Origin of the sequence: Nocardiopsis changdeensis, assembly GCF_018316655.1 — a bacterium.
GTDB lineage: Bacteria > Actinomycetota > Actinomycetes > Streptosporangiales > Streptosporangiaceae > Nocardiopsis > Nocardiopsis changdeensis.
Genome location: NZ_CP074133.1, coordinates 6,326,991 through 6,349,800 on the forward strand (window position 1 = coordinate 6,326,991; position 22,810 = coordinate 6,349,800).

Below are 22,810 nucleotides of genomic sequence, written 5' to 3' on the forward strand. Positions count from 1 at the left end.
CTTACCGCTTCTTCTTGCCGCTGCGCCGACGCCGAACGATCAGCTTGTCGCTGGCCTTGTTCTTGGCCCGGGTCCGGCCTTCCTTCTTGCCCCACGGGCTGACCGGGTGGCGACCACCGGAGGTCTTGCCCTCACCACCACCGTGCGGGTGGTCGACGGGGTTCATGACCACACCGCGGACGGTCGGGCGCTTGCCCTTCCACCGCGAGCGGCCGGCCTTGCCCCAGTTGATGTTGGACTGCTCGGCGTTGCCCACCTGGCCGACGGTCGCGCGGCAGGAGATCTCGACCATGCGCATCTCGCCGGAGGGCATACGCAGCGTGGCGTAGCGCCCCTCCTTGGCCAGGAGCTGGATCTGAGTACCCGCGGAGCGGCCCAGCTTGGCCCCGCCACCCGGCTTCAGCTCGACCGCGTGCACGAACGTACCCGTGGGGATGTTGCGCAGCGGGAGGCAGTTGCCCGGCTTGATGTCGGACTGCGGGCCGTTCTCGACGCGGTCGCCCTGCTTGAGGCCGGCGGGCGCGAGAATGTAGCGCTTCTCACCGTCCACGTAGTGGAGGAGGGCGATGCGCGCGGTGCGGTTCGGGTCGTACTCGATGTGAGCGACCTTGGCCGGCACGCCGTCCTTGTCGTGACGACGGAAGTCGATCACGCGGTAGGCGCGCTTGTGGCCGCCACCCTGGTGACGGGCGGTGATCCGGCCGTGGCCGTTGCGACCGCCCTTGGAGTGGAGCGGACGGACCAGGGACTTCTCCGGCTCCGAGCGCGTGATCTCGACGAAGTCGCTCACGCTGGAACCGCGACGACCCGGCGTCGTCGGCTTGTACTTACGAATGCCCATCTTCTTCGTGCATTCCTTTACGTGTTACTGGTGTGGAGCGGTCAGGCGGGGACTGCTAGCGACCGAAGATGTCGATCTGCTGGCCGTCCGCGACACTGACGATCGCGCGCTTGGTGTCCGGGCGCTTGCCGTACCCGAAGCGGGTCCGCTTGCGCTTGCCCTTGCGGTTGATCGTGTTCACCGCGGTGACCTCGACCTCGAAGATCTGCTTGATAGCGATCTTGATCTGGGTCTTGTTGGCGTCCGGGTGAACGATGAACGTGTACTTGTTCTCGTCCATGAGCCCGTAGCTCTTCTCCGAGATCACCGGCTCGATGATGATGTCCCGCGGGTCGGGGATCCTCACTGGTCGTCCTCCTCGGACTGAGCAGCGGCCTTGGCGGCGCCGGAGGCGTGAGCCAGGAACTCGGCGTAGCCCGCCTCGGTGAACACGATGTCGTCCGCGTAGAGGACGTCGTAGGTGTTCACCTGGTCGGCGTCGAGGATGTGCACCTCTTCGAGGTTGCGCAGAGCACGTCGGTTGTGCTCGTCCTCGCGGGCCAGGACGACCAGGACCTTGTCGGACTCGGTCACCTGGCGCAGCGCCTTGAGGGCGGACTGCGTGAGCTTCGCGTCGGCGTCCTCGGCCACGAAGTGGCTGATGACGTGGATGCGGCCGTGGCGCGCCCGGTCGGAGAGGGCACCGCGCAGGGCGGCGGCCTTCATCTTCTTCGGGGTGCGCTGGCTGTAGTCGCGGGGCTGGGGCCCGTGGACCGTGCCACCGCCGGTGTACTGAGGAGCGCGGATGGAGCCCTGGCGGGCGCGACCCGTGCCCTTCTGGCGGTACGGCTTCTTACCACCGCCGCGGACGTCGCCGCGGGTCTTGGTCGCGTGGGTGCCCTGGCGGCCGGCGGCCAGCTGGGCGTTCACGACCTGGTGGATCAGCGGGATGCTGACCTGCTGGGCGAAGACGCTCTCCGGCAGCTCGACGCTGCCCTTGGCGCCGCCCTCGGGGTTCTTGACCTCGATCTGGGCCATGGCTTACTTGTCCCCCTTCACAGCGGTGCGGACGAGCACCAGACCGCCGTTGGGACCGGGAACAGCACCCTTGACCAGGATGAGGCCCTTCTCCGCGTCCACGGAGTGAACGGTCAGGTTCTGGACGGTCTTGCGCACGTTGCCCATGCGCCCGGCCATCCGCATGCCCTTGAAAACGCGGCCGGGCGTGGCGCAGCCGCCGATGGAACCGGGCGAGCGGTGCTTGCGCTGCGTGCCGTGCGAGGCGGAGAGACCACGGAAGCCGTGGCGCTTCATCACACCGGCGAAGCCCTTGCCCTTGCTCTTGCCCGAGACGTCGACCTTCTGGCCGCTCTCGAAGACGTCCGCGGTGACCTCCTGGCCGAGCGTGTACTCGGAGGCGTCGTCCGTGCGGACCTCGACGTAGTGGCGGCGCGGGGTCAGGTCGTTCTTGCGCAGGTAGTCGCCGAGAGGCTTGTTGACCTTGCGCGGGTTGATCTGCCCGAAACCGATCTGAATGGCGGAGTAGCCGTCGGTGTCCGGGGTCCGGATCCGGCTCACGACGCACGGACCGGCCTTCAGAACCGTCACGGGCACCATCTTGCCCGCGTCGTCGAAGACCTGGGTCATGCCGAGCTTTTCGCCCAGAACTCCCTTGATCTGCTTGGTGGCCATGTCTGTGCGTCCTTAAAGCTTGATCTCGATGTCAACGCCGGCCGGGAGGTCGAGACGCATGAGCGAGTCGACCGTCTTCGGCGTGGGGTCGATGATGTCGATCAGCCGCTTGTGGGTGCGCATCTCGAAGTGCTCGCGCGAGTCCTTGTACTTGTGCGGCGATCGGATGACGCAGTAAACGTTCTTCTCCGTCGGCAGCGGCACCGGGCCCGCGACCTGTGCGCCAGTTCGCGTCACAGTCTCGACGATCTTCTTCGCCGAGCTGTCGATGACCTCGTGGTCATAGGCCTTTAGCCGAATGCGGATCTTCTGTCCCGCCATGTGGCCTGTTCGTCCTTCGCTTCAGTGTCCGTAACGGTGTCCGGTCACAGACGCCCAGGCCAGGCGGAATCCGCCTACAGCCGTGAGCCCCTATTCCCTTGAGAAACCGCAACAGGGCTTGCCCCTGCGGTGCGTCACCGTCACAGAGCCCGATGACGTCTTTTCGTTGTGCCGGGCGGGCCGCCGTGAGGGCGGCCCGCCCGGCACGTCGGGGCGGCTCCGTGGGGAGCCACCCCGGCGTGTGCTACTTGAGGATCTTCGTGACGCGACCGGCGCCCACGGTCCGGCCACCCTCGCGGATGGCGAACTTCAGGCCCTCTTCCATCGCGACCGGCTGGATCAGCTGGACGGTCATCTCGGTGTTGTCACCGGGCATGACCATCTCGGTGCCCTCCGGCAGCGTCACGACGCCGGTGACGTCGGTGGTGCGGAAGTAGAACTGCGGGCGGTAGTTGTTGAAGAACGGCGTGTGGCGGCCACCCTCGTCCTTGGACAGGATGACGACCTGGGCCTCGAACTCGGTGTGCGGGGTGGTCGTGCCCGGCTTGATGACGACCTGGCCGCGCTCGACGTCCTCGCGCTTGATGCCGCGCAGGAGCAGACCGACGTTGTCGCCGGCCTGGCCCTGGTCGAGCAGCTTGCGGAACATCTCGACACCGGTGACCGTGGTGGTCTGCTTCTCGTCCTTGATACCGACGATGTCGACGGTCTCGTTGACGTTCACGATGCCGCGCTCGATGCGGCCGGTGACGACGGTGCCGCGACCGGTGATCGAGAAGACGTCCTCGATCGGCATCAGGAACGGCTTGTCGGTGTCACGCTCGGGCTCGGGGATGTACTGGTCCACGGTGCCCATGAGCTCCAGGACGGACTTGCCCCACTCGGCGTCGCCCTCGAGGGCCTTCAGCGCGGAGACCTTGGTGACGGGGATGTCGTCGCCCGGGAACTCGTACTCGCTGAGCAGCTCGCGGACCTCGAGCTCGACGAGCTCGAAGATCTCCTCGTCGTCCACCATGTCGGCCTTGTTCAGGGCCACCACGATGTAGGGCACGCCGACCTGGCGGGCCAGGAGCACGTGCTCCTTGGTCTGCGGCATCGGGCCGTCGGTGGCGGCCACGACCAGGATCGCGCCGTCCATCTGGGCGGCACCGGTGATCATGTTCTTCACGTAGTCCGCGTGACCCGGGCAGTCGACGTGGGCGTAGTGACGCGCCTCGGTCTGGTACTCGACGTGGGCGACGGAGATGGTGATACCGCGCTCGCGCTCCTCGGGAGCGTTGTCGATGTCCTCGAACGGGGTGAAGGGGTTGATCTCCGGGTACGCGTCGTGCAGCACCTTGGTGATGGCCGCGGTCAGCGTGGTCTTGCCGTGGTCGATGTGACCGATGGTGCCGATGTTGACGTGCGGCTTAGTCCGCTCGAACTTTTCCTTCGCCACTGGATGTCTCCTAGACGTACAGAGCTATCTGGTATCCGGGCCCGCCCCGGGGGGCGGGACCGGATTGGTTACGTGTTCGCGACTACTCGCCGCGAACCTTCGCCACAATTTCTTGGGCGACAGCGGACGGAACCTCCGCGTAGGAGTCGAACACCATCGAGTAGTTGGCTCGACCCTGCGTACGGCTGCGCAGGTCACCCACGTAGCCGAACATCTCGGAAAGGGGCACGAGGGCCTTGACGAGACGGACTCCGGAACGCTCGTCCATGGACTGGATCTGTCCACGGCGGGAGTTCAGGTCGCCGATCACGTCACCCATGTACTCCTCAGGGGTGGTGACCTCGACCGCCATGACCGGCTCCAGGAGAGTCGGCTTGGCCAGCTTGACGGCCTCCTTGAAGGCCATCGAACCGGCGGTCTTGAAGGCCATCTCGGAGGAGTCGACCTCGTGGTACTGACCGTCGGTCAGCGTCACCTTCACGCCGACCAGCGGGTAGTGGGCGAGGACGCCCAGCTCCGCGGCCTCCTGGCAGCCGGCGTCGACCGACGGGATGTACTCGCGCGGGATGCGGCCACCCGTGACGGCGTTGACGAACTCGTAGCCGCTGGTGTCGCCGCTCTCCGACTCGAGGGGCTCGATGTCGATCTTGACCTTGGCGAACTGGCCCGAGCCACCCGTCTGCTTCTTGTGGGTGTAGACGTGGCCTTCGACCTTCTTGCGAATGGTCTCGCGGTAGGCCACCTGGGGCTTACCGATGTTCGCCTCGACCTTGAACTCGTCGCGCATGCGGTTGACGAGGACCTCGAGGTGCAGCTCGCCCATACCGGAGATGACGGTCTGGCCGGTCTGGTCGTCGGTGGCGACCTGGAAGGAGGGGTCCTCCTCCGCGAGGCGCTGGATCGCGATGCCCAGCTTCTCCTGGTCGCTCTTCGTCTTCGGCTCGATGGCCACCTCGATGACCGGGGCCGGGAAGGTCATGGACTCCAGGACGATGGCGTTCTGCGGGTCGCAGAGCGTCTCACCCGTGGTGGTGTCCTTCAGACCCATGACGGCGACGATGTCGCCGGCGCCGACCTCGGAGATCTCCTCACGCTTGTTCGAGTGCATGCGGTAGATCTTGCCGATGCGCTCCTTGCGGCCCTTGACGCTGTTGAGCACCTGGGTACCGGTCTGGAGAACGCCCGAGTAGACGCGCAGGTAGGTCAGCTTGCCGAGGTGCGGGTCGCTCATGATCTTGAAGACCAGGGCGGCCAGCGGCTCGTCGTTGCTGGGCTTGCGCGAGAGCTTGGTCTCCTCGCTCTCGTCCTTGGGGTCGTGGCCCTCGATGGCCTCGATGTCCAGGGGCGAGGGAAGGTAGGCCACGACCGCGTCGAGCAGGGGCTGGACGCCCTTGTTCTTGAACGCGGTGCCGCAGACGACCGGGATCGCCGTGCCGGCGATGGTGGCGCGGCGGATCGCCGGGACCAGCTGCTCCAGGGTGGGCTCCTGCCCCTCCAGGTACAGCTCCATGATCTCGTCATCGGCCTCGGCCAGCGTCTCGAGGAACTGGTCGCGAGCCTCACGCGCGGCGTCGGCGTGGGTGTCCGGGATCTCGATCGTGTCGTACATCTCGCCCAGGGCGGCCTCGTCGTTCCAGACGTAGGCCTTCATCTTCACGAGGTCGATGACACCCTTGAAGTCGCCCTCGGCGCCGATGGGCAGCTGGATCGGCATCGCGTTGGCGCCCAGGCGCTCGCGGAACATGTCCACGCAGCGCTGGAACTCCGCACCGATCTTGTCCATCTTGTTGACGAAACAGATGCGCGGCACGCCGTAGCGGTCAGCCTGACGCCAGACCTGCTCCGACTGGGGCTCGACGCCTTCCTTGGCGTCGAAGACCGCGACAGCACCGTCGAGAACACGCAGCGAACGCTCGACCTCGACCGTGAAGTCAACGTGGCCGGGCGTGTCGATGATGTTGATGGTGTGGTCGTCCCAGTGGGTGGTGGTAGCAGCCGAGGTAATGGTGATACCCCGCTCCTGCTCCTCCTTCATCCAGTCCATGGTGGCGGCGCCGTCATGGACCTCACCCACCTTGTGGGTCACACCGGTGTAGTAGAGGATCCGCTCAGTGGTGGTGGTCTTGCCCGCGTCGATGTGGGCCATGATCCCGATGTTGCGGACCCTGCCCAGGTCAAGCGCAGTCTTAACAGCCATGAGGCTCGTCTTCCCTCGGTTTATTGCTGTACAACCGCGGGGTTACCAGCGGTAGTGGGCGAAGGCCTTGTTCGACTCGGCCATCTTGTGCGTGTCTTCACGCTTCTTGACGGCCGCGCCGAGACCGTTGCTGGCGTCGACCAGCTCGTTCATCAGACGCTCGGTCATGGTCTTCTCACGGCGCTGACGCGAGAAGGAGACCAGCCAGCGCAGGGCCAGCGTGGTGGACCGGGAGGCGCGGACCTCGACCGGCACCTGGTAGGTCGCGCCACCGACACGGCGGCTGCGGACCTCCAGCGCGGGCTTGACGTTGTCCAGCGCCCGCTTGAGGACGACCAGCGGGTCCTGGCCGGTCTTCTCGCGGGCACCCTCCAGGGCGTCGTAGACGACGCGCTGGGCGATGGAGCGCTTGCCGTCGAGCAGCACCTTGTTGATCAGTGCGGTGACGAGCGGCGAGCCGTAGACCGGGTCGGTGATGAGCTGGCGCTTCGGCGCCGGGCCCTTGCGCGGCATTCTTACTTCTCCTTCTTGGCGCCGTAACGGCTACGCGCCTGCTTGCGGTTACGGACACCCTGGGTGTCGAGCGAACCGCGGACGATTCGGTAGCGGACACCCGGCAGGTCCTTCACACGACCACCGCGCACCAGCACGATGCTGTGCTCCTGGAGGTTGTGACCGATACCGGGGATGTAGGCCGTGACCTCGATCCCGCTGCTCAGCTTCACGCGAGCGACCTTGCGCAGGGCGGAGTTCGGCTTCTTCGGCGTGGTGGTGTAAACGCGCGTGCACACACCACGACGCTGCGGACTCCCCTTCAGCGCCGGGGTCTTGTTCTTTGCGACCTTGTCCTGTCGGCCCTTGCGGACCAGCTGCTGGATGGTGGGCACCGCGTCTCCGTCTTCCTCGTGACCTACGCCGGTTCTCGTAGCCGTATCGCTATTGACCTGCTGGATTTCCCGAACCTCCCCGACCCACGCTGTCGGGCGTGTCGCGCTCGTTCGGACGCACGACGCACACCCTGAAAGGGGGCCGATTTTCACGGGAGGGGGTTCACGTGCGCTGCGCGCCGCAGGCCCTCGAAGGCCGGGGCGCCGCACACACACGTGTGACCCGTCGACTCACGGGCACAATCACACAGGCTACCGTCTACCCTCTAGGCGGTCAAAACGGTGTGCGACATGGCGAGGACAGCGGAACCGGTCCTCACGTAGCCGTGGGTCGCCACCAGTCTACGCCGTCCCGGCGTTGCTTCGCCCCGGTTTTCCACCGGAGCCGGGTATAGCACAGCGGCCGCTCCCTCCGACCATTGTCACAGGGAGCGGCCGCCGTCTCTACAGGAGCAGCCAGACCGCGACGGAGATCACGGTGACCAGGATGCCGATCACCGCGAAAACGGTGCCTCCGGTGATGAGGCCGAGCCCGTCCAGCTGCCCGTTGGAGGCCCGGATCGCCCGCTTGGCCTTGGGTCCGGTGACCAGCAGGGCGAGCAGGGCGGTGACGAGGCCGACACCGGGGATCAGCGAGGCGACGCCCAGCCACATGGTGAGGACCGCCCCCCGCTCGGTGTCGGCGAGGAAGTCGACGCTGTCGTAGCCGGGGTAGGGGTCGCCGGCCTCGCCGCCGAGCGGACGGTCCTCGAAGCCGGGGAACTCCTCGGCGATGGGGTCCTTTTTCCGCTTCTTCGCCTTGGGCTTGACCGGCATGCCGTAGTCGGCGGGGGTGAAGCCGTCGTCGTACTCCGGATCCTCCTCCGGGGCGTCCGCCACCGGCGCGATCATCTGCGTGGCCTCGGGCTCCTCGGCCCGGGCGCGGGACTGCATGTCGGCGATCGCCGCCAGCGGGTCCTCCTCCGGCCCGGCCTCCTCGCGCCGCCGCCGCTCGGCCTCGCGCACCACGTCGGGGAGCCGCGGGTCGTCCCGGTCGAACGCCCAGGTGTTGCCGGAGGCGCCGGGCGCCTCGCCCTCCCAGGCGTCGGGCTCGGGCACGTCGGTCCAGGGCGCGGAGGCGCGCTCCTCCCGGGAGTCGGGCACCCGCACGGGGCCGGGGTCGCCGTCGGCGTTCCGGCTCCACCCCCAGGGGTCCTCCTCCCCCGGGGCCGCGTCCCCGTCACGGAGCGGGTCGTCATCCCAGCCGGTCCCGCGGTCGTCGCTCAGCGGATCGGCCTGCGGCCCCCAGGAGGAGCCGCGGTCGTCGGCGCCGCGCGAGCCGTAGGAGTCGTCCGTCAGCGGGTCGATCCCGCCGCTCCGGGCGGACGTGCGCTCGCCCAGCGGGTCCGCGTCTGCGTCCCACGGACCGCGCTCACCGAGCGGGTCCGCGCCGCCATTGCGGTCGTCCGCGTCCCACGAGGTGTTCGGGTACCCGGCGGACTCACGGAGATCGGTGTCCCCGTCGGGCTCCCAGGCCGGGGTGCGGCCGCCGTCCAGGTCGGGGTCCGCCTCCCAGGAGGCGTCACCGCGCCCGGCGGCGGGACCGCGCAGGTCGTCGTCCACGCCCGCGGAGTCGCCGTCCCAGGGACCGCGCTCACCACGAAGGTCCGCGCCACCACTGCGGCCGTCCGCATCCCACGAGGTGCCCGGGTACCCGGCGGACTCACGGAGATCGGTGTCCCAGGTGGAGCCGCCCTCGCGAAGGCCGGCGCCGCCGCGATCGCCGTCCAGGTCGGGGTCCGCCCCCCAGGAGGCGTCACCGCGCCCGGCGGCGGGACCGCGCAGATCGTCGTCCACACCGGCGGAGTCGGAGTCCCACGGCCCGCGCTCGCCGAGCGGGTCCGCGCCGCCGTTACGGTCGTCCGCGTCCCACGAGGTGTCCGGGTACCCCGCAGGCCGGCCGAGGCCGTCGTCCCCGTCGGCGTCCCAGGGGGCACGCTCACTGCGAAGGCCGGCGCCGCCGCGGCCGCCGTCCAGGGCGGGATCCGCCTCCCAAGGGGCGCCCTCGCGTCCGGCGGGACCGCGCAGGTCCTCGACAGGAGCGTCGGCGCCCCACGGCGCACGCTCACCGCGAAGGTCCGCGCCACCGCTGCGATCGTCCGCGTCCCAAGCAGCGGTGCGGCCGCCGTCCAGGGTGGCGTCCGCCTCCCAGGGAGCGTCCTCACGCCCGGCGGCGGGAGCGCGCAGGTCCTCGACAGGAGCGTCGGCGCCCCACGGCGCACGCTCACCGCGAAGGCCGGCGCCGTCGCGGCCGTCCGCGTCCCAAGCAGCGGTGCGGCCGCCGTCCAGGGCGGCGTCCGCCTCCCAGGAAGCGTCCTCACGCCCGGCGGCGGGGCCGCGCAGGTCGTCCACAGGAGCGGCGGCGTCCCAGGGGGCGCGCTCACCGCGAAGGTCCGCGCCGCCGTTGCGGCCGTCCGCCTCCCAGGAGGTGTTCGGGTATCCGACGGGCTCGCGGGGATCGGTGTCCCCGGCGGGCTCCCAGGCCGGAGTGCGGCCGCCGTCCAGGTCGGGATCCGCCTCCCAGGGGGCGCTCCCGCGCCCGGGGGCGACAGGGCCTCGCGGGTCGTCGGCCGGGGCATCGGCGCCCCACGGCGCACGCTCATCACCGAGGTCCGTACCGCCGCGGCCGTCCGAGTCCCACGCGGTGTTCGGGTACCCGGCGGACTCACGGAGGCCGTCGGCCTCCTCGGCGCCCCGGGAGCCGCGGTCATCGGCGTCCCAGGCGGGGGTGCGGCCGCCGTCCAGGTCGGGGTCCGCCTCCCAGGGGGCGCTTCCGCGCCCGGGGGCGACAGGGTCGCGCAGATCGGCGCCGGCCGTACCGGCGGCGTCCCAGGAGGCGTCCACGGCGGCGGGGCCGCGCAGATCGGCGTCCCCGGCCGTCGCGGCGCCGTCGGCGTCCCAGGGGGCGCGCTCGCCGCCCCGGTCCCCGGCCCCGGGGGCCGAGGGGGCGCCACCGGAGCCGGGGGTGTCGGTCCACAGGGGACCGGAGTCCGGGCGCAGGACCGGGATCTCCTGGGTCTTCGGTTCGGTGTCCTCCCCCGGGATACGGGTGAGCGGCCGGTAGGCCGCGTCCCCCGCGCCCGGGTAGGACAGCGGGTTGGGCGGTTCCGCGGGAGGCCCGCCCAGTGCCTCCGGGTACGGGTCCGCCAGGGCGGGGCGCGACGAGCTCAGGCCCGCGTACCCCCCGCTGTCCGGGAAGACCGTGTCCCCCTGCTGCTGTTCCTGTCCCTCGAGCGGGTCCTGGTAGTCCGACTGCTTGAGGTGGCGGTCCTCACTCGGCTTGAACCACGAAGCGCCACCGCCGGAATCCCGTCCGCCCCCGTTATCAGTCATGCCTCTCCCGCCGGCGCCGTGGCGCCCTCTCCCCGGCCCGTGTCACGGACCCCTCGTTACAACCGAACGGCGGCGGTACCGCCCCCCGGAAGGGGCGGCACGCCGCCGCCGTCAGTTCACTTCGCTACCGGTTGTACGGCCCGAAGTCGTACTCCTCCAGCGGCACGGCCTCGCCGGAGCCCTGCCCGAAGGTGTACTCGCTCGGCTCCTCGTAACCGGAGACCGAGTACATCGAGGCCTTGGCCTCCTCGGTGGGCTCCACCCGGATGTTGCGGTACTGGGGGATGCCCGTACCGGCCGGGATGAGCTTACCGATGATGACGTTCTCCTTGAGGCCGAGCAGCGGGTCGCTCTTGCCGTGGATCGCGTTCTCGGTGAGCACGCGGGTGGTCTCCTGGAAGGAGGCCGCCGACAGCCACGACTCGGTGGCCAGCGACGCCTTGGTGATGCCGAGCAGCACCGGGCGGCCGGCCGCGGGCTGTCCGCCCTCGGCGACGACACGGCGGTTGATCTGCTCGAACTTGGGCCGCTCGACCATCTCACCGGGCAGCAGCTCGGTGTCGCCCGACTCCAGGATGTTCACGCGCTTGAGCATCTGGCGCACGATGATCTCGATGTGCTTGTCGTGGATGGACACACCCTGCGACTTGTACACCTCCTGGACCTCGGACACCAGGTGCTGCTGCACCGCGCGCGGACCCTGGATGCGCAGGACCTCGTGCGGGTTGATCGCACCCTGGATGAGCTGCTGGCCCACCTTGACGTGGTCGCCCTCGTCCACCAGGCGCTGGGCGCGCATGGGGACCGGGTAGGCGATCTCGTCGGTGCCGTCGTCGGGGATGACGACGATCTTGCGGCTCTTCTCGGTGTCGTCGATCCGGATCCGACCCTCGACCTCGGAGATCGGGGCCACACCCTTGGGGATGCGGGCCTCGAAGAGCTCCTGGACACGGGGCAGACCGTGGGTGATGTCCTGACCGGCCGAACCGCCCATGTGGAAGGTCCGCATGGTCAGCTGGGTGCCGGGCTCACCGATGGACTGGGCCGCGATGATGCCGATCGCCTCGCCGACGTCCACCGGCTTGCCGGTCGCCATGGAGCGGCCGTAGCAGGTGGTGCAGACGCCGATCTTCGCCTCGCAGGTCAGCGACGAGCGGATGCGCACCCGGGTGACCCCGGCGGCGATCAGCTTGTCGATGTTCTGCTCGGAGGTGTCCGCCAGCGCCGGCAGCACCAGGTCGCCGTTGGCGTCGAGGACGTCCTCGGCCAGGGTGCGGCCGAAGCCGGTGTTCTCGACGTTGTGCTTGCGCACGACGACGCCGGCGGCGTTCTTCTCGCCGATCTCGTGCCACAGCGACCGGTCGGTGCCGCAGTCGATCTCCCGGACGATGACGTCCTGGGCGACGTCCACCAGACGACGGGTCAGGTAACCCGAGTCGGCGGTCCGCAGCGCGGTGTCGGCCAGGCCCTTGCGCTGGCCGTGCGTGGAGATGAAGTACTCCAGCACGGACAGGCCCTCGCGGTAGGAGGACTTGATCGGGCGCGGGATCGTCTCACCCTTGGTGTTGGAGACCAGACCGCGGATACCGGCGATCTGGCGCACCTGCATCGGGTTGCCTCGGGCGCCGGACTGGACCATCATCCACACCGGGTTGTCGGCGGGGAAGTTGTCCTCCATGTTCTTGGCGACCTCGGCGGTGGCCTGGGTCCACACCTCGGTGAGCTCGTTGCGGCGCTCGTCGTCGGTGATGAGGCCGCGGTCGTACTCCCGCTGGATCTTGTCGGCCTTGCGGTCGTAGCCCGCGAGGATCTCCGCCTTCTGCGGCGGCGCGACGACGTCCTCGATGCCGATGGTCAGGCCGGACCGGGTGGCCCAGCGGTAACCGGCGTCCTTGAGGGCGTCCAGGGTCGTGGCGACCTGCACCTTGGGGTAGTTCTCGGCGAGGTCGTTGACCAGCACCGAGATCTGCTTCTTGCCGACCTGGTAGTTGATGTACGGGTAGTCCACCGGGGTGGTCTCGTTGAAGAGGTACCGGCCCAGGGTGGTCTCGAGGGTGTACGCCTCGCCCGGCTGCCAGCCCTCCGGCGGCGTCCAGTCCTTGGGAGCCGGGGCGCCGTCCTCGATGCGCAGGCGGATCTTCGCCTGCAGGTCGAGGTCGCCCAGGTCGTAGGCCATGATCGCCTCGGCGGGGCCGCGGAACGCACGGCCCTCGCCGGTCGCCCCCGCCCGCTCCGTCGTCAGGTAGTACAGGCCGATGATCATGTCCTGGGTGGGCATGGTCACGGGCTTGCCGTCGGACGGCTTGAGGATGTTGTTGGTGGCGAGCATCAGCAGCCGCGCCTCGGCCTGGGCCTCGGCGGACAGCGGCAGGTGCACGGCCATCTGGTCGCCGTCGAAGTCCGCGTTGAACGCGGTGCACACGAGCGGGTGGATCTGGATGGCCTTGCCCTCGACCAGCTGCGGCTCGAACGCCTGGATGCCCAGGCGGTGCAGGGTCGGGGCGCGGTTGAGCAGAACCGGGTGCTCGGTGATGACCTCTTCGAGGACGTCCCACACGACGGGGCGGGACCGCTCCACCATGCGCTTGGCGCTCTTGATGTTCTGCGCGTGGTTCAGGTCGACCAGGCGCTTCATCACGAACGGCTTGAAGAGCTCCAGGGCCATCTGCTTGGGCAGACCGCACTGGTGCAGCTTCAGCTGCGGGCCGACGACGATGACCGAACGGCCGGAGTAGTCGACGCGCTTGCCCAGCAGGTTCTGGCGGAACCGGCCCTGCTTGCCCTTGAGCATGTCGGACAGCGACTTGAGCGGACGGTTGCCGGGCCCGGTGACGGGCCGGCCGCGGCGGCCGTTGTCGAACAGCGCGTCGACGGCCTCCTGGAGCATCCGCTTCTCGTTGTTGACGATGATCTCGGGCGCGCCGAGGTCCAGCAGCCGCTTGAGGCGGTTGTTGCGGTTGATGACGCGGCGGTACAGGTCGTTCAGGTCGGAGGTCGCGAAGCGGCCACCGTCCAGCTGCACCATCGGACGCAGGTCCGGCGGGATGACCGGGATGCAGTCCAGCACCATGCCCATGGGGCTGTTGCGGGTGTTGAGGAACGCCGAGACGACCTTGAGCCGCTTCAGGGCGCGGGCCTTCTTCTGGCCCTTGCCGGTGCGGATGGTCTCGCGGAGCTTCTCGGCCTCCTCCTCCAGCTCGAAGTTGGCGAGCCGGTCCTGGATGGCCTGGGCGCCCATGCCGCCGCGGAAGTACTTCCCGAAGCGGTCCCGCATCTCGCGGTAGAGCATCTCGTCGCCCTCGAGGTCCTGGACCTTGAGGTTCTTGAACCGGTTCCAGACCTCGTCGAGGCGGTCGATCTCGCGCTGGGCGCGGTCGCGCAGCTGGCGCATCTCGCGCTCGGCGCCCTCGCGCACCTTGCGGCGCGCGTCGCCCTTGGCACCCTGCTCCTCGAGCTCGGCCAGGTCGGCCTCGAGCTTGCGGTGCCGCTCCTCGATGGTGGAGTCGCGGCGCTGCTCCATGTGCTGCTTCTCGACCGCGATCCGCGCCTCCAGGGACTGGAGGTCGCGCTCACGGGCCTCGGTGTCCACCCACGTGACCATGTAGGCGGCGAAGTAGATGATCTTCTCGAGATCCTTCGGCGCCAGGTCCAGCAGGTAGCCCAGGCGGGAGGGCACGCCCTTGAAGTACCAGATGTGCGTGACGGGAGCGGCCAGCTCGATGTGGCCCATCCGCTCACGGCGCACCTTGGCGCGGGTCACCTCGACGCCGCAGCGCTCACAGATGATGCCCTTGAAGCGGACGCGCTTGTACTTGCCGCAGTAGCACTCCCAGTCCCGGGTCGGGCCGAAGATCTTCTCGCAGAAGAGGCCGTCCTTCTCGGGCTTGAGGGTCCGGTAGTTGATGGTTTCGGGCTTCTTGACCTCGCCGTGAGACCACTGGCGGATGTCGTCGGCCGTGGCCAGGCCGATGCGCAGCTCGTCGAAGAAGTTGACGTCGAGCACTTAATTCGTCCCCTGCTCTCGAAGAATGCGGAAGTTAGACCTCTTCGACACTGCTCGGCTCGCGCCGACCCAGGTCGATTCCCAGTTCTTCCGCCGCGCGGAAGACGTCCTCGTCGCTGTCCCGCATCTCGATGGACATACCGTCACTGGACAGCACCTCCACGTTCAGACAGAGCGACTGCATCTCCTTGATGAGCACCTTGAAGGACTCAGGGATGCCCGGCTCGGGGATGTTCTCGCCCTTGACGATGGCCTCGTAGACCTTGACCCGGCCCACCACGTCGTCGGACTTGATGGTGAGCAGCTCCTGGAGGGCGTAGGCGGCGCCGTAGGCCTCCAGCGCCCACACCTCCATCTCACCGAAGCGCTGGCCGCCGAACTGCGCCTTACCGCCCAGCGGCTGCTGGGTGATCATGGAGTAGGGGCCGGTGGAGCGCGCGTGGATCTTGTCGTCCACGAGGTGGTGGAGCTTCAGGATGTACTTGTAGCCGACGGAGATGGGCTCGGCGAAGGGCTCACCGGTGCGGCCGTCGAACAGGCGGGCCTTGCCGTCCTCGTTGATGAGGCGGTTGCCGTCCTTGTTCGGGCGGACCGAGCTGATGAGGCCGCTGAGCTCGTCGCCGTGCAGGCCGTCGAAGACCGGCGTGGCGACCCGGGAGTCCGGCGGGACGTCGGTGGCGCCGATGGCGTCGAGCGCCTTCTGCCAGTCCTCCTCCAGTCCCTCGACCAGCCAGCCGTTCTTGGCCAGCCAGCCCAGGTGGACCTCCAGCACCTGGCCGACGTTCATCCGGCCGGGGACGCCCAGCGGGTTGAGGATGATGTCGACGGGGGTGCCGTCCTCCAGGAAGGGCATGTCCTCCTGCGGGAGGATCTTGGAGATGACGCCCTTGTTGCCGTGGCGGCCGGCGAGCTTGTCGCCGTCGGTGATCTTGCGCTTCTGGGCCACGTAGACGCGGACCATCTCGTTCACGCCGGGGGCGAGCTCGTCGCCCTCCTCTCGGCTGAACACCTTGACGCCGATGACCTTGCCGGACTCGCCGTGCGGCACCTTCAGGGAGGTGTCGCGGACCTCGCGGGCCTTCTCGCCGAAGATGGCGCGCAGCAGGCGCTCCTCCGGGGTGAGCTCGGTCTCGCCCTTGGGCGTGACCTTGCCGACGAGGATGTCGCCGTCGACGACCTCGGCGCCGATGCGGATGATGCCCCGGTCGTCGAGGTCCGCGAGGACCTCCTCGCTGACGTTGGGGATCTCGCGGGTGATCTCCTCCGGGCCCAGCTTGGTGTCGCGGGCGTCGACCTCGTGCTCCTCGATGTGGATCGAGGAGAGGACGTCGTCCTGCACCAGGCGCTGGGAGAGGATGATCGCGTCCTCGTAGTTGTGGCCCTCCCACGACATGTACGCCACGAGGAGGTTCTTGCCCAGCGACATCTCGCCCTGGTCGGTGGACGGGCCGTCGGCCAGGACCTGGCGCTCCTCGACCCGCTGCCCCTCGGTGACGATCGGGCGCTGGTTGAAGCAGGTGCCCTGGTTGGAGCGCTGGAACTTGTGCAGGCGGTACGTCTTGCGAGTGCCGTCGTCGGCCATCACGGTGACGTAGTCGGCGGTGACGTCCTCGACCACACCGGCCTTCTCGGCGAGCACGACGTCGCCGGCGTCGGTGGCGGCGCGGTACTCCATGCCGGTGCCGACGAACGGGGACTCGGCCCGCAGCAGGGGCACGGCCTGGCGCTGCATGTTGGAGCCCATGAGCGCGCGGTTGGCGTCGTCGTGCTCCAGGAACGGGATCATGGCGGTGGCGACCGACACCATCTGGCGCGGCGACACGTCCATGTAGTCGACCTCGTCGGTGCCGACCTGCTCGAACTCACCGCCCTTACGGCGGACGAGCACGCGGTCCTCGGCGAAGGAGCCGTCGGCGTTCATCGGCGTATTGGCCTGCGCGATGATGAACCGGTCCTCCTCGTCCGCGGTGAGGTAGTCGACCTGGTCGGTGATACGGCCGTCGACGACCTTGCGGTACGGGGTCTCCACGAAGCCGAACGGGTTGACCCGCCCGTACGCGGCCAGCGAGCCGATGAGGCCGATGTTGGGACCCTCAGGGGTCTCGATCGGGCACATGCGGCCGTAGTGGGACGGGTGCACGTCGCGGACCTCGAAGCCCGCGCGCTCACGGGACAGACCGCCCGGGCCCAGCGCCGACAGGCGGCGCTTGTGGGTCAGACCCGCCAGCGGGTTGGTCTGGTCCATGAACTGCGACAGCTGCGAGGTGCCGAAGAACTCCTTGATGGAGGCCACGACGGGGCGGATGTTGATCAGGGTCTGCGGCGTGATCGCCTCGACGTCCTGGGTGGTCATCCGCTCGCGGACGACGCGCTCCATGCGGGCCAGGCCCAGGCGGACCTGGTTCTGGATGAGCTCGCCGACGGTGCGCAGGCGGCGGTTGCCGAAGTGGTCGATGTCGTCGACCTCGATCGGCAGGGTGCCGAGCGGGGTCTCGCGCTCCTTCTCGCCCGCGTGCAGGCGCACGAGGTACTCGATGGTGGCGACGATGTCCTCTTCGGTCAGCGTGCCCTGCGTGTAGTCGGTCTCCAGACCGAGCTTCTTGTTGATCTTGTAGCGGCCGACCTTGGCCAGGTCGTAGCGCTTGGGGTTGAAGTAGAGGTTCTCCAGCAGCGCCTGGGCCGACTCCTTCGTGGGCGGCTCTCCCGGGCGCAGCTTGCGGTAGATGTCCAGCAGCGCGTCGTCGGTGCCGGCGGTCGGGTCCTTCTCCAGCGTGTTGCGGATGGACTCGTACTGGCCGAAGCGCTCCAGGATCTGGTCGGTGGTCCAGCCCAGGGCCTTGAGCAGGACGGTGACGCCCTGCTTGCGCTTGCGGTCGATGCGGACGCCGACGAAGTCGCGCTTGTCGACCTCGAACTCCAGCCAGGCACCGCGGGACGGGATGACCTTGCAGCCGAAGAGGTCCTTGTCGGTGGTCTTGTCGACGGACCTGTCGAAGTAGACGCCCGGGGAGCGGACCAGCTGGGAGACCACGACACGCTCGGTGCCGTTGATGATGAAGGTGCCCTTGTCGGTCATGAGCGGGAAGTCGCCCATGAAGACCGTCTGGCTCTTGATCTCACCAGTGTCGTTGTTGATGAACTCCGCGGTGACGAACATCGGCGCGGAGTAGGTGGCGTCCCGTTCCTTGCACTCGTCGACCGTGTTCTTGGGCGGCTCGAACCGGTGGTCACGGAACGACAGGGACATCGTGCCCGAGAAGTCCTCGATCGGGCTGATCTCCTCGAAGATCTCTTCGAGACCGGACTGCTCCGTAACGTCCTTGCGGCCAGCGTTCCGGGCCGATTCGACCCGGGCCTTCCACTTGTCGTTGCCCAGCAGCCAGTCGAACGACTCGGTCTGCAGGGCAAGCAGGTTCGGAACCTCGAGGGGTTCCTGGATACGGGCGAAAGAAACGCGGTGCGGACCAAGGGCGTTAGCGGAGGCGTTGCGCGAGGCTGCCAACAGGGGTCCTTCCGAAGGCTTGTGGCGGTTGAAGCGCGCACGCCAGACGATCCGTCACGAGAAGGACCGCCGCAACGCGGTTGAGACGGTCACATCGAGCGGGAACGGGCACCGTGTCCAGACGAAACGGGCTGGTCGGCAGCCGGTCACCGGCACAGGGATCACCAAAGGGCAGCGCAAAAGAGCAGTGTAGCCGAACACTACACCGCTGTCCACTCATGGTCCACAGCGCAACTCACGACACCGGCAGGATCACCCGTGGAAGGCGATCCGTCAACCCCTGCGGGGGACCGATCCGTCCGGTGGACTGTGCGCTCGCCCTGGCCCTGGGGGGTCGTGTGAGCCATCGGACACCCGGAAGGGTTCCCCCGGGGCGGGCGGGTAAACACTCGCCCCCGGGCCCCTCAAGATTCCCGGCACCGGAGATTACCGTGTCCCGGGGACGATCCGCATCCGCGGGCGGCTCCGCTCCCGGTCCGGGGCCGGAGCGGGCTCCCCGGGTCCGAACCAGCTTCGCACACGCGCGCGAGATTCGCCGTCGCGGACTCACGTTCGGCGCGGCGGCGCCCCGGGGCCGCGCAGGGGACCCCCGGACACACGAAGGCGGCCGCCCGCCCCCGAAGGGGCGGACGGCCGCGCAGGCGCAGTCGACGGGCCGCGTGCGGCCCGTACGGGACTACTTGAGGGTGACGGTGGCGCCGGCGCCCTCGAGGGCGGCCTTGGCCTTCTCGGCCGTCTCCTTGTTGACGCCCTCGAGCAGCGGCTTCGGAGCGTTGTCGACCAGGTCCTTGGCCTCCTTGAGGCCCAGGCTCGTGAGGCCGCGGACCTCCTTGATGACCTGGATCTTCTTGTCGCCGGCGGACTCGAGGACGACGTCGAACTCGTCCTTCTCGTCCTCGACGGCGGCGGCGCCGCCACCGGCACCCGGGGCGGCGGCGACGACGGCGGCCGGAGCGGCGGCGGTGACGTCGAACTTGTCCTCGAAGAGCTTCACGAACTCGGACAGCTCGAGGAGGGTCATCTCCTCGAACGCGGCAAGCAGGTCCTCGTTGCTGAGCTTCGCCATGATGCGATCTCTCTTTCTTTACGAACACGCGCGCCGTGGGGCATCACGTGCGAGCCAGTGGCCGGGCGCGGTCGGCACCCGCCGTGGTCCATAGGGTTTAAGCGGCTTCCTCGGAACGCTTGTCCGCCAGAGCCTGTGCGAGACGCACGGTCTTGGACGGCAGCGCCTGGAAGACGGCGGCGGCCTGGCCCTGCTTGGCCTTGAGCGCGCCGGCAAGCTTCGAGAGGAGAACCTCTCGGGACTCCAGATCGGCCAGCTTGGTGACGTCCTCGGCGGTCATCGACTTGCCGTCGATGATGCCGCCCTTGATCACCAGCGGCGAGTTCGCCTTGGCGAAGTCGCGCAGACCCTTGGCGGCCTCGACCACGTCACCGTGGACGAAGGCGACGGCGGACGGGCCGACGAGCAGATCATCGATCTGGACGTCGACGCCGGCCTCCTTGAGCGCCAGCTTGGTCAGCGTGTTCTTCACGATGGAGAAACGCGCGTTCTGGCCGAGGCTACGGCGCAGCTCGGTGAGCTGAGCCACAGTGAGCCCCCGGTATTCGGTCAGCACGGCACCGCTGGACTCCCGGAACTCCTCCGAGAGCGCGGCGACCGCGGCTGCCTTGTCCGGCCTCGCCATGGGACTCCTTCCAACATTGAACGCCGGTGATTCCCAAGGACCCGCGACGACGGGCGTCAGCACGAGAAAAAGCCCCGAGCGCGAGGCGCACGGGGCACGTCCGCGTATCCGGTCCGATCGCGCGGAGCGCGTACGGGCGGTACGGGAAAGCTCTTGTGACACCTGCGCGGGCGCCCATCGCGGATGGGTCCTTAGGTCACCCGATCGGGTGACGACCAGCGGTCTTCGGCAAGAAACCATCGTACCCGATCCACAGGGTGCTCGAACCTCCGTTTTCGGGAGCCCCCGCCGTGACGGTGCTCACCGGGGGATCCGGGAGGGATCCGGGGCCGTGCGGGACCGGATCCCTCCGAGTGACGCAGGAGGAGAATGCCCGGAATGTCCACTGTGCGTGGGAGCATCGACGGCATCGAGCACACCCCGCTCTCTGGTGCTCATCCCCCTTGAGAGAAAGCGACACCAGCACCGTGAAGACCCGAGTCCCGGCCCTGTTCACCGCCGGGATCCTGGCCCTGCCCCTCGCCGCCTGCGGCGCCGAGGAGGCGCCCGAGCCGACCGAGGAGGCCACCGAGGCCGCAGCCGAGACCCCCGCCGGAGAGAACGGCGGAGGCGGCATCCTCGACCTGCTGAACTCCCTGGGCGAGAACACCGCCGAGATGACCGACTACACCTTCGTCCTCTCGATGACGGTGCCCGACCCCGAACTGGGCGAGCTCGACGTCGAGCTGACCTACGAGGTCATGGACGACCCGCAGGCGATGCAGATCACCATGGTGATGCCCGAACTCGGGGAGATGCTGGCGGAGACGCTCGCCATGGCCGGGGAGGACCTGGGCCTCACCGAGGAGGAGCTGGGCACCCAGGTCATGATCGTGTTGCCGGACGGCGAGACCATCTTCTCCGACCACATCGGCATGTACGAGGCCGACACCCCCTGGGTCCGGGACACCGGAGAGGACGCTTCGGACCTGCACCCGGACGAGCTGTTCGACATCCAGGGGCTGCCCGACATGGTGGGTGCGTTCGCGGGGATCGAGCAGGCCGAGGAGACCGGTACGGAGGATGTCGACGGCGTCCCCACGACCGTGGTCGAGATCGTCCTCACCGAGGAGGAGGCGGCCGCCCTGGACGCCGCTCCCAAGGCCGCCATCAAGGACCTCCTCGGGGGCGCCGTGGACGAGAGCCTGGAGGTCTCCCTCTGGATCTCCGAGGACGGCTTCCCCATGCGTATGAGCGTCGACGACAACGGCGAGACCCTGGAGATGGAGTTCTCCGGGATCGGCACCACCTCGTTCGAGATCCCGTCCGAGGACCAGATCAGCGACATGTAGCCGCCCGCGGCGCCCCTCCCCCGGGCGCCCGCCGGGTCCGCCGGCCCCGGGAACGGCGACGGCCCCCGGCTCCGAGAGGAGCCGGGGGCCGTCCGTGTCAGGAGGACCGTCAGACCTCGAGCGGGATGCTCGGGCCCATGGTCGTGGAGACCACGGCCTTCTTGATGTAGCGCCCCTTGGCGGCGGACGGCTTGAGACGGGTCACCTCGTCGATGGCGGCCTGGTAGTTCTCCAGCAGCTGCTGCTCGCCGAAGGAGGCCTTGCCGATGATGAAGTGCAGGTTCCCGTGGCGGTCCACGCGGAACTCGATCTTGCCGCCCTTGATGTCGGTGACGGCCTTGGCCACGTCGGGGGTGACCGTGCCCGTCTTGGGGTTCGGCATCAGGCCGCGCGGACCCAGGACGCGGCCGAGGCGACCGACCTTGCCCATGAGGTCCGGGGTGGCGACGACGGCGTCGAAGTCGGTGAAGCCCTTGGCCACCTTCTCGATCATCTCGTCGTCGCCGATGATGTCGGCGCCCGCGGCCAGAGCCTGCTCGGCACGCTCACCGGTCGCGAAGACCAGGACCCGTGCGGTCTTGCCGGTGCCGTGCGGCAGGTTGACGGTGCCGCGGACCATCTGGTCGGCCTTGCGCGGGTCGACGCCCAGGCGCAGGGCCACCTCGACGGTCGCGTCGAACTTGGTGGTGGAGGTCTCCTTGGCCAGCTTCACGGCCTCGGTGGGGGCGTACTGCTTCTCGCGGTCCACCAGCTCGCTGGCTTTGCGGTGGTTCTTGCTGCGCTTCACGCTGTTCTCCTTATGGGGAACGTGTGGTCTGTGGGCCAGCGCGAGGCCCTGCCACGATTCGGTTCTGGAACTGTCGAGCATCCCTCGCCCGGCCGGTGTACGCGGCCGGATGACGGGGCTACTTGACCTCGATGCCCATCGAGCGGGCGGTGCCGGCGACGATCTTGGCGGCGGCCTCGATGTCGTCGGTGTTGAGGTCGGGCAGCTTGGTCTGCGCGATCTCGCGGACCTGCTCGGCGGTGATGGAACCGGCCGTGCTGCGACCCGGGTCGGTGGCGGCCTTGTCCAGGCCCGCGGCCTTCAGGATCAGCTTCGGCGCCGGCGGCGTCTTCGTGACGAAGGTGAAGGACCGGTCCTCGTAGATCGAGATCTCGACCGGGATCACGTTGCCGCGCTGGGACTCCGTGGCAGCGTTGTACTGCTTGCAGAAGTCCATGATGTTGACGCCGTGCGGACCGAGAGCGGTACCGACGGGCGGAGCCGGGGTCGCCTGACCGGCGGGCAGCTGCACCTTGACGAGTGCGGCCAGTTTCTTCTTCGGAGGCATATCGGGTCCTTTGCCTGATCTGCGTTGTGTGCCGGTCCCTGTCCTCCCAGGGGCGCCGCGCGGCCGGGGACGGCCGGGGAACCACCGCTGCGGGAGGAACTGCGCCCGGCGGTGAAGGCGCCGGGCCGCGGCCCGCCGGGACCGGGCGGGCCGTGCGCGCCCGGCCGGGGGCCGGACACGCGAGTGGGTCCGCACGAGGCGGACCCACCAAGTCTACGCCGC

General features: G+C 68.7%; 17 protein-coding genes. 1 reads left to right on the plus strand and 16 read right to left on the minus strand.

Annotated features, from left to right (window positions below; translation table 11 throughout):
- Nucleotide 1: 1 nt before the first annotated feature.
- From rplB to rplJ, 14 genes are all read right to left on the minus strand, one after another.
- Nucleotides 2-841 carry a 50S ribosomal protein L2 gene (rplB, locus tag KGD84_RS28375; protein WP_073382314.1) on the minus strand — a complete coding sequence of 280 codons (840 nt, stop codon included), beginning with the start codon at nucleotides 839-841 and terminating at the stop codon, nucleotides 2-4.
- Between the two features lie 55 nt (nucleotides 842-896).
- The gene (gene rplW / locus KGD84_RS28380; protein ID WP_220563398.1) at nucleotides 897-1,187 is read right to left on the minus strand and encodes a 50S ribosomal protein L23; all 291 of its coding nucleotides are present in this window, start codon (nucleotides 1,185-1,187) and stop codon (nucleotides 897-899) included.
- Complete coding sequence (rplD, locus tag KGD84_RS28385) at nucleotides 1,184-1,858, minus strand: 50S ribosomal protein L4 (protein WP_220563399.1); 675 nt, start codon at nucleotides 1,856-1,858, stop codon at nucleotides 1,184-1,186. The genes rplW and rplD overlap by 4 nt, the downstream gene beginning before the upstream one ends.
- Nucleotides 1,859-1,861: 3 nt before the next feature.
- Nucleotides 1,862-2,512 (minus strand): 50S ribosomal protein L3, encoded by a 651-nt coding sequence (rplC, locus tag KGD84_RS28390; protein ID WP_220563400.1) that lies wholly within the window; start codon nucleotides 2,510-2,512, stop codon nucleotides 1,862-1,864.
- A gap of 12 nt (nucleotides 2,513-2,524) precedes the next feature.
- Entirely contained in the window at nucleotides 2,525-2,833 is a 309-nt protein-coding gene (gene rpsJ, locus KGD84_RS28395) for a 30S ribosomal protein S10 (RefSeq protein WP_014908366.1), read from the minus strand.
- A gap of 244 nt (nucleotides 2,834-3,077) precedes the next feature.
- Nucleotides 3,078-4,271, minus strand: a complete 1,194-nt coding sequence (gene tuf, locus KGD84_RS28400) for an elongation factor Tu (protein ID WP_220563401.1) — start codon at nucleotides 4,269-4,271, stop codon at nucleotides 3,078-3,080.
- An 82-nt stretch (nucleotides 4,272-4,353) separates the two neighbouring features.
- A complete protein-coding gene (fusA, locus tag KGD84_RS28405) occupies nucleotides 4,354-6,468 on the minus strand; it encodes an elongation factor G (protein ID WP_220563402.1) in 2,115 nt (704 codons plus the stop codon).
- Nucleotides 6,469-6,510: 42 nt separating this feature from the next.
- Complete coding sequence (gene rpsG / locus KGD84_RS28410) at nucleotides 6,511-6,981, minus strand: 30S ribosomal protein S7 (RefSeq protein WP_220563403.1); 471 nt, start codon at nucleotides 6,979-6,981, stop codon at nucleotides 6,511-6,513.
- A gap of 2 nt (nucleotides 6,982-6,983) precedes the next feature.
- Entirely contained in the window at nucleotides 6,984-7,355 is a 372-nt protein-coding gene (gene rpsL / locus KGD84_RS28415) for a 30S ribosomal protein S12 (protein ID WP_017538026.1), read from the minus strand.
- A gap of 444 nt (nucleotides 7,356-7,799) precedes the next feature.
- Entirely contained in the window at nucleotides 7,800-10,727 is a 2,928-nt protein-coding gene (locus tag KGD84_RS28420; protein WP_220563404.1) for a hypothetical protein, read from the minus strand.
- Between the two features lie 124 nt (nucleotides 10,728-10,851).
- Nucleotides 10,852-14,730 (minus strand): DNA-directed RNA polymerase subunit beta', encoded by a 3,879-nt coding sequence (locus KGD84_RS28425; RefSeq protein WP_220563405.1) that lies wholly within the window; start codon nucleotides 14,728-14,730, stop codon nucleotides 10,852-10,854.
- 34 nt (nucleotides 14,731-14,764) lie between these two features.
- The gene (gene rpoB / locus KGD84_RS28430; protein WP_220563406.1) at nucleotides 14,765-18,232 is read right to left on the minus strand and encodes a DNA-directed RNA polymerase subunit beta; all 3,468 of its coding nucleotides are present in this window, start codon (nucleotides 18,230-18,232) and stop codon (nucleotides 14,765-14,767) included.
- Nucleotides 18,233-18,908: 676 nt separating this feature from the next.
- A complete protein-coding gene (gene rplL / locus KGD84_RS28435; protein ID WP_220563407.1) occupies nucleotides 18,909-19,298 on the minus strand; it encodes a 50S ribosomal protein L7/L12 in 390 nt (129 codons plus the stop codon).
- Nucleotides 19,299-19,395: 97 nt separating this feature from the next.
- The gene (gene rplJ, locus KGD84_RS28440; RefSeq protein ID WP_220563408.1) at nucleotides 19,396-19,923 is read right to left on the minus strand and encodes a 50S ribosomal protein L10; all 528 of its coding nucleotides are present in this window, start codon (nucleotides 19,921-19,923) and stop codon (nucleotides 19,396-19,398) included.
- A gap of 467 nt (nucleotides 19,924-20,390) precedes the next feature.
- Between rplJ and KGD84_RS28445 the strand changes: the two genes are divergently transcribed.
- Nucleotides 20,391-21,254, plus strand: a complete 864-nt coding sequence (locus KGD84_RS28445) for an SCO4651 family lipoprotein (protein WP_220563409.1) — start codon at nucleotides 20,391-20,393, stop codon at nucleotides 21,252-21,254.
- 109 nt (nucleotides 21,255-21,363) lie between these two features.
- Here KGD84_RS28445 and rplA read toward each other — a convergent pair whose 3' ends face one another.
- Both rplA and rplK read right to left on the minus strand, forming a co-directional pair.
- Complete coding sequence (gene rplA / locus KGD84_RS28450) at nucleotides 21,364-22,041, minus strand: 50S ribosomal protein L1 (protein WP_220563410.1); 678 nt, start codon at nucleotides 22,039-22,041, stop codon at nucleotides 21,364-21,366.
- Nucleotides 22,042-22,159: 118 nt separating this feature from the next.
- Nucleotides 22,160-22,588, minus strand: a complete 429-nt coding sequence (gene rplK, locus KGD84_RS28455; protein ID WP_220563411.1) for a 50S ribosomal protein L11 — start codon at nucleotides 22,586-22,588, stop codon at nucleotides 22,160-22,162.
- Nucleotides 22,589-22,810: the final 222 nt, after the last annotated feature.